The organism is Collinsella sp. AF15-51 (genome assembly GCF_003462845.1).
Lineage (GTDB): Bacteria > Actinomycetota > Coriobacteriia > Coriobacteriales > Coriobacteriaceae > Collinsella.
In genome coordinates this window covers 20185-33341 of sequence record NZ_QRYG01000014.1, presented here as the reverse complement: position 1 = coordinate 33341, position 13157 = coordinate 20185, and the positions used below count along the sequence as shown (strand labels likewise).

General features: G+C 61.2%; 10 protein-coding genes. 9 read left to right on the top strand and 1 reads right to left on the bottom strand.

Going from position 1 to position 13157, the window contains the following annotated elements; all coding sequences use genetic code 11:
- The first annotated feature begins 405 nt into the window (after positions 1 to 405).
- Positions 406 to 3813 (top strand): CAP domain-containing protein, encoded by a 3408-nt coding sequence (locus tag DWW51_RS07465; protein ID WP_117774054.1) that lies wholly within the window; start codon positions 406 to 408, stop codon positions 3811 to 3813.
- Between the two features lie 199 nt (positions 3814 to 4012).
- On the opposite strand, the gene DWW51_RS07460 is transcribed toward DWW51_RS07465, so the two are convergent.
- Positions 4013 to 5716, bottom strand: coding sequence for an OPT/YSL family transporter (locus tag DWW51_RS07460; protein WP_117774053.1), 1704 nt, complete (start codon positions 5714 to 5716; stop codon positions 4013 to 4015).
- Positions 5717 to 5908: 192 nt separating this feature from the next.
- On the opposite strand from DWW51_RS07460, the gene DWW51_RS07455 reads away from it, so the two are divergent.
- The 8 genes from DWW51_RS07455 (at position 5909) to DWW51_RS07425 (ending at position 13138) form a co-directional block, all read left to right on the top strand.
- Positions 5909 to 6760, top strand: coding sequence for a type III pantothenate kinase (locus DWW51_RS07455; RefSeq protein ID WP_117774052.1), 852 nt, complete (start codon positions 5909 to 5911; stop codon positions 6758 to 6760).
- Positions 6761 to 6847: 87 nt separating this feature from the next.
- On the top strand, positions 6848 to 7372 hold the full coding sequence (locus DWW51_RS07450) for a dCMP deaminase family protein (protein ID WP_099432128.1): 525 nt from the start codon (positions 6848 to 6850) through the stop codon (positions 7370 to 7372).
- A 172-nt stretch (positions 7373 to 7544) separates the two neighbouring features.
- Entirely contained in the window at positions 7545 to 7823 is a 279-nt protein-coding gene (locus DWW51_RS07445) for a NifU family protein (protein WP_099432127.1), read from the top strand.
- A gap of 109 nt (positions 7824 to 7932) precedes the next feature.
- Positions 7933 to 8754 (top strand): prolipoprotein diacylglyceryl transferase, encoded by an 822-nt coding sequence (gene lgt / locus DWW51_RS07440; protein WP_117774051.1) that lies wholly within the window; start codon positions 7933 to 7935, stop codon positions 8752 to 8754.
- Between the two features lie 144 nt (positions 8755 to 8898).
- Entirely contained in the window at positions 8899 to 11082 is a 2184-nt protein-coding gene (locus DWW51_RS07435; RefSeq protein WP_231501604.1) for a DUF6020 family protein, read from the top strand.
- 167 nt (positions 11083 to 11249) lie between these two features.
- Positions 11250 to 12056, top strand: a complete 807-nt coding sequence (locus DWW51_RS07430) for a YebC/PmpR family DNA-binding transcriptional regulator (RefSeq protein ID WP_055251993.1) — start codon at positions 11250 to 11252, stop codon at positions 12054 to 12056.
- A 166-nt stretch (positions 12057 to 12222) separates the two neighbouring features.
- Positions 12223 to 12768 carry an alkaline shock response membrane anchor protein AmaP gene (locus DWW51_RS10390; protein ID WP_231501603.1) on the top strand — a complete coding sequence of 182 codons (546 nt, stop codon included), beginning with the start codon at positions 12223 to 12225 and terminating at the stop codon, positions 12766 to 12768.
- Complete coding sequence (locus DWW51_RS07425) at positions 12761 to 13138, top strand: DUF2273 domain-containing protein (protein WP_231501602.1); 378 nt, start codon at positions 12761 to 12763, stop codon at positions 13136 to 13138. The genes DWW51_RS10390 and DWW51_RS07425 overlap by 8 nt, the downstream gene beginning before the upstream one ends.
- Positions 13139 to 13157: the final 19 nt, after the last annotated feature.

Below are 13157 nucleotides of genomic sequence, written 5' to 3'. Positions count from 1 at the left end.
CCTCGTTCTGGCACGGGCCGCGCAACGCGCCCGTTGTCCTAACTCTACACCGTGGCGGATGAGGTGTCTGTTGGATGCGGAATCCGATAGGGCGGATGACGCGGGAGCAAATGCAAATCACAGGTTCAATTTGATCCCGCAAGAATATGATGCACCAGCTCCTACATGTGTGACGAAATTGTGAAGCACGAGAGTGCGAGTTTCAAAAAATCCGCTGGTGACCAATGTTGCGCAACAGAATTCAAAAATCGGCACCTACAGTTTGAAGCGTATGGATACATCCGTGTCAAAGGGAGAAAGCCATGGCAAACTACAGCCCACAACACTTTGAGCCTCGGGCTAAGGCCGTCAACGTCAAGGGCGTTGCCAACCGCGCCGTCGCAACCGTTTTGACGGCGGGCCTCATTGTTCAGCCGCTTATGTCGCCGCTGGCGGCAATCGCCGCACCGTCAACCGATAACGGCGATTCTGTTCAGGGGGGGGGGTAGTTCTGTAGAGAACACCGTTGCCGCCGGTAACCAAGCGGTCGTAAAGACGGCTGCCCAGCTGGCCGAGGAGTCGGCAAAGCAGCTCAAGGACGCTCAGGCCGCCTACGATGCCGCCCAGAAGAAGGCCGACGCGGCGGGCCAGTCTCAAAAGCAGGCACAGCAGCAAAAGAATCAGGCCTCGCAGGCTGTGAGCGACAACGAAATCGAGCAGAACGCAGCAGAAGTCGCCGCGCTCCAGGAGAAGATTGACGAGCTCAAAGCCGCCGTCGAAAAGACCGAGCAGCAGCAGAAGAAGCTGGGCGACCTGAACGATCAGCTCGAACAGGCCAACAAGAGTGTCGAGGATAAGACCCAGGCGCTCAAGGACGCCAAGGCAAAGCAGGATGAGGCCAAGAAGGCCCTCGATGATGCCCAAGCCAAGCTCGAGGCCATGGGTATGGACGAGTACGAGACTGCCAAGAAGGCTGTCGAGGACGCGCAGGCAAAGCTCGATGATGCCAATAAGGCCGTTGCTACTGCACAGGCCAATCTGGACCAGGCCAAGGCTGCCGAGGCTAGCGCCCAGCAGGAAAAGAAGGACACTGAGACCGCTCTGACTTCCGCCCAGGCCAAGAAGCAGGAGACTGCCGCTGCTCTCGCTGCTGCGACCACTGCGCGCGATAACGCCCAGCAGAAGTTCGACCAGGCGCAGGCCGCGCTTGATGCCGCGACCTCGGGCACGGGTATCGATCTGAACGCGCTCGAAGCTGCCAAGGTCACTGCCGCCAGCGAGCTCGCGACCGCGCAGGCCGCGCTCGAAGCCGCGACGACTGCAGACGCCACTGCACAGGCGAACCTGCAGGCTGCGCAGACTACCGTCACCGCCGCGCAGGAGAAGGCCAACGCCGCCAACGCTGCTGTGGCATCTGCCAAGTCTGCATACGATGCGGCAAACAAGGAGTACAACGCCGCCGCCAGCGAGCGCGACGCCGCCAAGGCCGCATACGAGAAGGCGCAGCAGACCGAAGCAGACAAGAAGACCGCGTACGATAAGCTTGTCGAAGTTCGCAAGCAGAAGCGCAGCGAGTGGGAGACGGCATGCGCTGAATCCGATACCGCCAAGAAGGCATACGACACCGCGAATGCCGAGGTCGAGAAGCTTAACCAGCAGATTGCCGACCTCAAGTCGAACATGACCGTAGACCAGAATGTTATCAGCCAGGGCATGTTCGGCTTCATGAACTACATCATCGGCGGCAGCCAGTTCACAGCCACGCAGAAGAAGAACGCCCAGGACGCCGTATCGATGCTGACCGGTGCCGATGACAAGGCCGAATGGTATGACCAGTACGTCGATCAGGACATGTCTCGCGACACCAACCCGCTTTCCCTGGAGCAGATGCGCAACGCCCTGACATATCTCGACACCCAGAACAACCTCCGCAAGGCGAACGGTCAGTCGGCGCTCAGCGTCAGCCCCCGCATGACTGTGGCAGCCGCCCTTAATGCATCATATTCATCGAACATCTGGAGACACTCAGGCTGCTACTGGGATAACGGTGAAAATCTTGCCGGCGGAGGCGGCGCATATACCGGCGGCGAGACCGAGGATACACTCGGTTGGCCCTATACTGGTCTCTACACTCAGGAGAAGGTTAATTACGAGAATTGGATTAAAAAGTACGGTGTGGATAGCGAGGCTGGCAAAGCTCTCATGGCTCATCGCTATGATTCGTACTATATCTACCAAAACTATCGCGATGTGTATTCCGGCACAAAAGATGAAAACGGTAAGGAAAGAGGAGACGGCTGCGGGCACTATCTCAACGTTATCGATTCCGCTACGGTGGCTATCGGTATCGCAACCGGTAGCGGTAAGAACACCGATTCCGAGGTAACCGTATTCGATTACAGCGCTGATGATACTCAGGCTGATTTCACTGTCTCCGAGTTCAAGAAGCTCGTGAACGACTACATCGACTCTGCCTATAACGCTGGCGGCACGCAGGCGCAGAAGGCGCAGCTCAAGGAGCTTCAGGGCAAGCTCGCCGAGGCGCAGAAGAACTTTGGAACTACTAGGGAAGCTTACTTCGCAGCTGTAAACGGGCAGGATGCCGCCCAGGACGCTTTCGCCGCAGCCGATGCGAACATGAACACCGCCAAGGGCGAGTACGAGAAGGCTAAGTCCGGAACCGCCGCCGCAAAGACGGCATATGACGCCGCGAAGGACGCACTCGGCGGAATCGACATCGAGTCCCTCAAGCAGAACCTCGATGCCGCCAAGTCCGAGGCGACCGCCGCACAGGCTGCACTCGACGAGGCTAACTCCAAGCTCTCCGATTGCCAGACGAACGCAGCCGATGCCGCTGCTCGTAAGGCGAAGGCTCGCAGCGCCCGCGATGCTGCCAAGGTAAAGTCCGACCAGGCCAGCGAGGCGTATGACAACGCCACGGCTTCGGTCAAGGACCTTACCGCCAAGCGCGATGCCGCCAAGACGGACCTTGCGAACAAGCAGGGCACGCTTGACGATGCCAAGAAGGCCGACGACACTGCCCAGGCTGGCGTTGACAAGGCTCAGGCCGCAGATACGCACGCTGCGACCACTCTTTCGGACGCCAAGCAGGCAGTTGACGCCAAGAAGCAGGCCCTGTCCGACGCGCAGGCGAAGGTCAAGGTCGCGGAGGGCGAGCTGGCCGGCGCAAACAAGGCCTTCGAGCGCTTCGCCGGCGCCCAGAAGGCGGTCGACGACGCCAAGGCCGCCTATGACGCTGCCGTCGCCGGTGTCGCCGATGCCCAGAAGCAGCTCGAGGCCGCCAACGAAGCCGTCGTCGATGCGAACCTCGAGATCGTCAAGGCCAAGGCCGAGCTTGCCAACGACGAGGCGCTCAAGGCCGATCTTGAGGCTGTCGACCACAAGGCATCCCTTGCCGCGGGCACGACGGGCAACGAGAAGCTGGTCAAGCTGAACGCTGTCTACGCTCGCTATAAGGCCGCCGTCGATGCCGCCGCTGGCCTCAAGGCTGCTCTGAGCGATGCCGATGCCAAGCTGTCCGATGCCAACGACGCCTATGCCGCCGCGCTTGCCGAGCTTGGCGATGCCAAGGATGCCCTGGCTGCCGCGCAGGCCGAGTACGACAAGTATCATCCCAAGGCTGAGCTGCAGGCCAAGCCTCAGGTTGCGCAGGCTGCCGCAAAGGCTCCTGTCGCCAAGAAGAAGGCCACGGACGGTGCACTTGCTCAGACGGGCGATACCTCCGCGCTTGCAGGTGAGGTCTTCGTCATCGGCGGCATTACGCTCGTTGCCACGGGTGTGACGCTCGGCGATCGTCGTCGCAAGCAGATGTAGCGTTTCGAGCGTAGTTTCTGCAACGAACTTCAATTCATAACGGGACCGTCTCGTTAGCCAAACGATAAGGCCGGCGCGCTGTTAAATGCAGCGCGCCGGCCTTTCTTTGCGTTGGTATAAAAAGCCCGGTCGGCAGCCGCAAAAGCTACCGACCGGGCAAGTCGTAGGCAATATGGTTGCCGTCGAGCAGCTGCTCAGCTTAGCCCAGCAGGCTTAAGCCCACGGAGACAAACGCCAGGATAACGCCGACGATGGACTCGCCGCCGAGCAGGCCGCTGGCGACAACCAGGCCCTGTTCCTGGAAGGCGGCGTCCTTGGCAGCCCTCTCCTCGTCAGAAAGACCAGCGGTGGCGTCGCGGTGGGCGGACCACTTGTCGTAGGCGAGCTTGACGCAGGAGCCCAGGAATGCCGTGAGTGACATGTAGAACGGCAGGTACACGCCCAGGCCGATCATCATGGCCGGAATGCCGAGCCAGTACATGACGATGCCGGCGATAAAGCCACCTGCGAACCACGGCACGCTCGGGATGCCCGAGACCATGGTGGCGACGACGCTTGCCTGCGCGGCAACAAAGCTTTTGTCGGGGCCAAAGGCGTCCGGACCATAGGCGGTGACGAGCGCGACCATGACGGCTGCGGCGACCAGGGCGCCCACGATGCCGCCGATGGCTTGGCCGATCCACTGCGCACGCGGGTTGGTGCCCAGCACGGCGCCGGCCTTAAAGTCGTTCATGACGTCGCCCGCAAGGCCGCATGCCACGGCCACGATGCCGGCGATAAAGAACAGCTTGACCTGGGCGATCTGTGCGAAGGCAGCCACGATGAGCATGACGATGAGGCCGAAGATCTCCATGGGGTCGATGCCCGTCTGGCCGCAGCTCTGCGCGCTCATGATGGTGGTGACAAAGGTGAACAGCGTGACGATGACGGCCGGGACGGGGCCAAGGTCGAGCGCGATGGCGACGATCACGGCGATGGCGGCGGCGCCCAGGCCGATGATGCCGGCGTCGAGCTTAAGGGAGCCCGAGATGAGCGACTGCTCGTCGGTGTCGGTGGAGCTGTCGGCGGCAAGACCGCGGACGATACCGGCGACCTGCGGCAGGATGTCCTTGAGGACGACGGCGACGCCAAAGCCCATCATGAGGCCCATGCCCAGGGACTTGACGATGCCCTGCGCAGTCACAACGTCGAACAGACCGGCAGCGGTGCCGCCCACGATGATGCCAAAGTTGCCCAGCAGGGCGCCGGCAAACCAGAAGGCGACCGGGGCGAAGCCCACGAGGAAGCCGACGGAGAGCAGCATGGGCGAGTTGTAGATGCCAAAGGTCACGCCGGGGATGTTGAGCGTGCACAGCATGCTGGGCACAATGCCCAGAGCGTCGCGCAGCACGCTATAGATGCCGGCGATGGCCATGGAACCAAAGAGCTGCTTGCCGGTCTTGCCGCCAGCCTCGGTCGCGCGCAAGGTCTGAGCTGCGGCGTTGCCGGTGGGGAACTCAAGCGCGGCGTCCACGATAAAGTGACGGTGGATGAGCGCGGTGGCCAGCAGACCCAGGATAGTGCCGGCGAGTGCCACGATAAACATGTCGAGCCAGCTAATCTGGTCGGCATAGCCCAGCATCCAGGCGCCTGGGATGGTAAACGCCAGACCGCCGGCGACCATGGCGCCTGCGGACATGATGGTGTGGGTGACGTTTGCCTCGTTGAGGCTGGCGTTGCCCATGAGCTTAAGGAAGAACAGCGAGATGACGGCAGCGAAGACGATTGGCCAGGGGAGTGCGCCCATCTTGAGGGCGGTGTAGGCCGAGCTTGCCGTGATGATCACGCAGCCAAGGACGCCGATGACGACGCCGCGCAGCGTGAGTTGCCCGCGCATCGAAGCGCGGTTCGAGGGATTGCTCATATAAAACTCCTTTGCGTATATCCGCTTCCCCCGGGAGCGCCGTTACGGATACGGCGCGGGAAGTCGGGTTACCAAGGGCCGCCGCGTGAGCTCGCAAACGACCGCGCACCAGTATAGCCGCAAGCTAGTCATTTTGGGATGACTGGTTTAGGTAGGCGATATACTGCTGGACAGACGAAAGGAGTGCCGACGATGCTTAATGGGTGCGCATATATATTGACGGTCGACGTGGGCAACACGTTCATTCGCTTTGGCCTGTTTGCAGAGGATTCGGCCGCGGCGCAGGAATGTCCGCTTGCGACGTGCGAGATCACCACGCCGTCGAGCATCACAGCAGACGAGGTGAGCATGAGGCTCACGCAGGTCATGGGCGCGCTGTCAGCCGATGCGGGCATGCCGGGTGTGCTCGTTCCCGCAGCCGCAGTGCTGAGCTGCGTAGTGCCGGCGCTCGAGCGCCCGTGGAAGGCGGCGCTTTCCCGCACCTGCACGGGACGCGTGCTCACCGCGGGGCCGGGCCTCAAGACCGGCATGCCCGTACACTACGACGATCCGGCCGAGATCGGCCCCGACCGCATCGCCGACGCCGTGGCGGCCCGTGCCGTCTACGGCTCTCCGTGCATCGTGATCGACCTGGGCACTACGACCAATATTGAGGTCATCGATGCGCGCGGTACCTTTGTCGGCGGCGTCATCGCGCCGGGTCTGGCGCTCGGCGCCCGCTCGCTCTCGGCTGCTGCGGCACGCCTGCCGCAGGTCGAGCCCTCGGCACCCACACATGTAATCGGCCGCAACACGCGCGAGGCCATGCGTTCGGGCGTGGTTCTGGGCGAGGTGGCACGCATCGACGGCATGCTCGACATGGTGCTTGCCGAGATGCGCGCGACCAAGGCCGCGGGGGAGGGCAATGTACCCATCGTCATTACCGGCGACGATGCCGAGGCACTTGCGGCGCTGGTCGGCCATAGCCTGACGGTCGATGACGCGCTGACGCTGCGGGGTCTCGCCGAGCTCTACCGCATCAATCAAAAGCCTCGTCGCGCATAAAGCCGAGGACATCGGTGGGAGAGGAAACAGCCCCACCTTTCACCTGCTACAATGGGTCAAATTATTGCGATTACGGAGGTGTCTGCCATGTCGGACGATCTTCATCAAACTTCGTCAGGCAAGCGCCTGGACGTCATTAGCTGGGACGAGTTCTTTATGAGCGTGGCCATCGCCGCGCAGCGCCGCAGTAAGGACCCCAACACGCAGGTGGGCGCGTGCATCGCCAGCACCAACCACCGCATCCTTTCGGTGGGCTACAACGGTACGCCCTCGGCGCTCAACGACGACTTTTTCCCGTGGGGCACGAGCGACGACCCGTTGCAGGACAAGCACAACTACGTGGTGCATGCCGAGGCAAACGCCGTGCTCAACTACCGTGGCTCGCTCAAAGATCTTGAGGGTTCCACGGTCTACGTCACGCTGTTCCCGTGCCACGACTGCGCCAAGATTTTGGCGCAGGTGGGTGTGGGCGAGGTTGTCTACCTGGACAACAAGTACGCCGACACCGATGACGGACGCATCAGCCGCCGCATCCTCGACTCCTGCGGCATTAGCTACCGCCAGGTTATCGTCGATGTTCACATCGGCACCGAGGGGCAGGCTCAGCAGTAGCGCGTGGCAACGCCAGCTGGCAACAAAAGGCAGCCAAAAGAGCCCCGTCCCAAATTGACTACTCGTGAAAGTCGCGTCTGCGCGCATGGACGGCTCGTGAGCGGGTACACGGCTGTAGTAACATAGCTTCTGTCCGCGGGCGCGCCCGCGTAATTGTGAGAAAGGAGCCCCTGTGGCTGTTAACGAAGAGCTGCTTAAGAAGGTTCTTGAAGAGATTCGCCCCAACCTGCAGGCCGACGGCGGCGATATGGAGTATGTGGGCGTTGACGACGAGGGCGTCGTCAAACTGGAGCTGCAGGGCGCTTGCGCCGGCTGCCCCATGAGCTCGCTGACCCTGTCCATGGGTATTGAGCGTATCCTCAAGGAGCATGTGCCCGGCGTTACCCGTGTCGAGCAGGTCAATGCCTCCGGCGAGACCGACGACCTGTACGACGAGTACGCGCCGTTCTAAGATGCGAAAGCTGCGGACGGCATACTCCGCATAGACGTTACGCCCAAATATGCGGCCGCGAGCGCAAGGCCCGCGGCCGCATTTGTATGTAGGGAGTAGGAGGGTCGACATGCTCAACGACTTCTACCATATGCTTGATCCCGTCGCGATTTCGGCGGGGCCCATCACGATTTACTGGTATGGTCTGGCCTATGTGGTCGGTGCCCTGCTCACGGCGGTCGTCATGTACCGCACGCAGCGTCGCTGGGGCTTTAGCATCACGATTGACGACCTGACGAGTGTCGTGGTCGGCGTGGTCTTTGGCCTTATCATTGGCGCCCGTCTGTTCTACGTCATCTTTTACGGCGACGGCTACTACTGGGCGCACCCGCTCGAGATCTTTGCCACCAACGAGGGCGGCATGAGCTTCCACGGTGGCCTGGTCGGCGGCATCTTGGGCGGCATCATCGTGTGCCGCATGTATAAGCTCGATGCATGGACTCTGGCAGACCTTGCCGTCATCGGCGCGCCGCTGGCCTTGTGTCTGGGCCGTTGTGCCAACTTTGTCAACGGTGAGCTGTGGGGCAAGCCGACCGATCTGCCCTGGGGTGTGGTCTTTGGCGGGACTGCGGGCGATATGCCGCGTCACCCCTCCCAACTCTACGAGGCATTTCTTGAGGGCATTGTGCTCTTCTGCATCCTGCAGGTGCTCAGCCGCAAAAAGCCGCTACTGCCCCAGGGCACGTTTATGGGCGTGTTTGTGATGGGTTACGGCATCGTCCGCTTCCTCGTCGAGTTCGTGCGCGTGCCCGACGCCCAGCTTGGCTATCTGCTGGGCGGCGTCATCACGATGGGTCAGCTGCTGAGCCTTCCGCTCGTTATTGCGGGCCTGGCGCTCATCATCTTCGCCCGACACCGCAATCGCCCCCAGCGCATCTACCTCGACGCTTAACCACCACATACGACCACAAAGGGGGCAGGCACCTTTGTGGTGGTTTGCTGGGCAATGATGACAGAACCGTAACGTTTCCCCAGATAAAACCTGCCAAAATAAACCTGTCCCTTTTTGGCAGGTTTCTAGAAAGGCTTTCGGACTGTGAAGGATTCCGATCTCTCCACAACGGCTGCGCGCGACGCGGCCCGCATCGTCTGGTTTAAGCGCTACCCCGCCAAGCAGACGCTCATCGCATTTCTGCTCGCGCTGTTGGCGACCACGGCGTTTTCCATCGATCCCGCCCCGGTGTCGAGCAACGCAGTCTTGGCGATTGACCCCAAAGCCTCGGGCATGCTGTACGTGTGCTACGAGGTGCTCCTCTCGTTTGCCGGCCATACCGACGCGGTCATGCTGCTTGCGCTTGCCTGCCTGCTCACGCTGCCGTTTCGCTACGTATTCTTTGGCCGTGGCGACACCTGGCGCCCGTCGATCATTCTGCCGTCGCTGTTTTTCGCCATCTGCATGGTGTTCGGCCGCAGCTACGACCTCACCGACTCGGCCGAGATTGTTCTTGGCGACAAGGCCCGCATCATCTGTGCCTGGATTGGCGGCGCGGGCTGGATGCTCTTGGCGATCGTTGCCTTCTACCTGGCTTTTGAGTGTCTAGATTGGCTGAGCTCTCGGCGCATTCCGTTTTCCGAAGCGCACTTTGGCCGCGTATGGCGTGTGGCTCACGCCGTGCTCTCGGCCCATCCCTTTGCCGGGCCCTTCCTGGTGCTTATGATCGCCTGGGCGCCCACGCTCATCGCTTCGCTGCCCGGCCTTTTTATGGGAGATACGGGTGCGCAGATTCGCCAGTGGTTCAACTATCCCAACGGCACGAGCGACTACCTGCGCCTACTCAACCCCAATGTCCTGCTCAACGGGCATCACCCGGTCGTGCACACGGCCATTATCGGCTCGTGCGTTCAACTGGGGCTTTCGCTGTTCAGCAGCGCTAACGCGGGCCTCATCATCTATACCTGCGCTCAATTTGTCATCACGGCTGCCTGCATGGCCTATTCCATTTCGTCGCTGCGCAAACTGGGCGTGAGCCTGCCGGTTCGCGGTACGATCCTGCTGTTCTTTGCGTTTATGCCGATGTTCTCTAACTACGCGGCCCTGCTCACCAAAGACGTGCTCTTTGCCGACGCGTTTTTGGTGCTGCTGGTACAGACCGTCAAGCTCGTGGCATGTGGCTTGCCCCGTCGTGATGCCAATGTCGAGCGGGCGGGCGAGAAAGCCCCCGTGCTCTTTGCGCGCCACGACTGGCTGTTGCTTGCGCTGGCTGCCATGGGTTCCACGTTTTTGCGCAATGGCGGTCTGGTCTTTCCGTTGGCGGCCTGCGTGATTGCGGCGGCGTTTTGCGCATGGGATGTACATGTCGCCCGTCGTGCGGCTAAGCAGACGGGCACCGCGGTCTCATGCGCCACGCCGCGCTTCCGCTGGGTTGGCGTCCTCGCGGTGCTCGCACTCTGCCTTGCCTCTAATATGTACTTCACCAAGGTCTTTATGCCGACGCACGACATCACGCCTGGTTCCAAGCGCGAAATCCTCTCGATTCCGTTCCAACAGACGGCTCGTTTCGTCCAAAAGCACGACGGCCTCAACTCGGGCGTCAACCCCACGGTAAAGGAGGACGGCACCATCGTGGAGGCTCCTTGCGACGGCTTGGTGACCGACGAGGAGCGCGCCGTGATCGACCGGGTGCTCAAGTACGAGAATCTGGGCCGCCGTTACAACCCGGATAAGTCGGATGCCGTCAAGAACTGCTTTAACGAGTACGCCTCGCAGGAGGACATCAAGGCCTATTTTGAGGTCTGGGCGCAGATGTTCAAAAAGGATCCCGAGTGCTATATCTCGGCGCTCATCAATAACTATTACGGCTACTTTTATCCGAGCGCGCGCGATGCCTGGGTCTACAGCACGGCGCGTAGTGCCGAGATCATGGCGCGTCCCGACAACCTCAAGTACTTCGACTTCCATCCGGTTGACAGCAACGTGGTGCGCTGGTGCGACCACCTGATCAATCTGTACCGTGTGGCGGTGCAGCGCATCCCGTTTATTTCGCTCACCATGAGCTCGGCCACCTATGTGTGGATTATGATCGCCGTGGTGGTCTACCTGCTGCGTCGTCATTCATGGCGTGCGCTGGCGATCTGGGTGCCGCTGTTGGGCGTGCTCGCCGTGTGCCTGATTGGTCCGTGCAACGGCTCGACCTACATGCGCTACCTGTATCCGGTCATCGCCTGCATGCCCTTCGCCATCGGCGCCACCGTCACCCGCAGTGACTTCCTCTGGTCCTAACCTGGTGCATTGGGGTCAGGTTTCTTTGCTGCACCAAAGGGGCCATCATCACGACGCCTTCATTTTGGGGTTTATCTTGCAGGCCAGTAGGTATATCATAACGACGTTTGTTTATATTGCCCGAGCATCTGCGCTGGGCTTTAGGTCGAAACCGATAGGAGACACGTATGTCCGGACACTCTAAGTGGGCCACAACCAAGCATCGTAAGGGCGCGCAGGACGCCAAGCGTTCCGCCCTCTTCTCCAAGCTCAGCCGCAACATCACCGTTGCTGCCCGTCTCGGCGGCGACCCGCTGCCCGAGAACAACGCCAGCCTCGCCGCCGCCGTTGCCAAGGCCAAGGCTCAGTCCATGCCTAAGGACAAGATCAAGTCCGCTATCGACAAGGCTTTTGGTTCGGGTGCTGACGCCGCCGTCTACGAGAACATCGTGTACGAGGGCTACGGTCCCGCCGGTGTTGCCGTCTACGTCGACTGCCTGACCGACAACCGCAACCGTACCGCCGCTGATGTCCGTTCCGCCTTCTCCCACGCTGGTGGCAACCTGGGCACCTCCGGCTCCGTCGCCTTCCAATTTGAGCGCAAGGGCCAGATCGTCGTCGCCAAGGAGATCCTGGACGAGAACGCCAAGAAGGAGACCATGATCGCCAACGGTGCTGCCGGTGACGAGGATGAGTTCATGATGGCCATCGCCGAGGCCGGTGGCGAGGACTACGAGGATGCCGGCGAGGAGTGGATCGTCTGGACTGCTGCCAACGACGTCATGGCTGTCTCCAAGGCGCTCGAGGAGCAGGGCGTCCAGGTCAAGGGTTCCGAGACCACCATGGTCCCGACCACCCCGACCGAGGTCTCTGGTACCGACGCCAAGAAGGTCCAGCGCCTCATCGACCGTCTTGAGGAGCTCGACGACGTCCAGGACGTCTACAGCACCATGGACATGACCGACGAGGTCATCGCTGCCCTCGAGGAGGAGTAGCGCCAGCACGGATTGAGCCGTGCATATCTGGGCATAATGAAGCGAGCATGCAAGCCTCGTGGAATAGATGAGCCGGATCCGCGTGCGTAGAGCACCGGACCCGGCTCTTTTATAATGATGCGAACCGTTCTGCATTTCGAGAGCCGAGATTTGAAGGGAGCGCCGCGTGCGCGTACTCAAACGAGCCCTAGCAATCGTGTACCTTGCCGCCACCATCGTGGCGCTGGGTACACTTGTCTGCCAGTTTTGGGGGCCGTATACGTATCGCTTTATGTTGCTGATGCGCGACCCCATGCCGCGCATCGTCGTGACGGTGTGCGCCGGCGTCGTGGCGCTTGGCGTACTGCTGAGCTTTTTCCGCCTGATGTTCGCCCGTCGCGAGCCGTCCTGCGTGCATCCGGCGGGGGAGCGCAATATCGAGGTTACCCTTGCGGCGCTTTCTTCGTGCGCCAGGGCTGCTGCCGAGCGCGACGACCGCGTGATGGTTGAGCATATCGAGGCCCGCGTCCAAGGCTCCGACGATTCGCACGTCCGTTTTAAGGTCGAGGCCATCGCGCTCGATGATAAGGACGTTGCCGCTCTTGCCACCTCGATGCAGCAGCGCATCGAGAAGGCCTGCGACACCATGCTCGGCACGCCGGGTACGACCGCGCGTGTCCGTTTTTTGCCGTCCAAGACTACCGTCCAGACCGTGGAGGTTTCCGGTGATTGATACCAATCAAGATAAGACCGCTCGTACGCCGCGCCTGACGATTGACCAGAGCGCTACGCCGGCGAGCGAACCTGTTGATTCCAAAGCAGAGGCAACCGAGTTACAAGACGCGGCAGCCGCGGATTTTGACGAGGCTATGGGTCTCATCAAGGGTACGGGCGCTGCCATCTGGAGCTATGCTGTGCGTCATCCCAACACCACGCTCGGTGCCGTCGCCGGCTTTATCCTCGCCGTGTTGGTGCTCACGCTCGGCCTGTGGGATACGCTCGTCATTGCATTCTTCGTGCTGATCGGCGCTGTGATCGGTCAAATTCGCGACGGCGAGAACGGGATCGTCAACTTCTTCGGCCGTCTGTTTAGCGGCCGCTAATATGTATTCGACTGTCGCA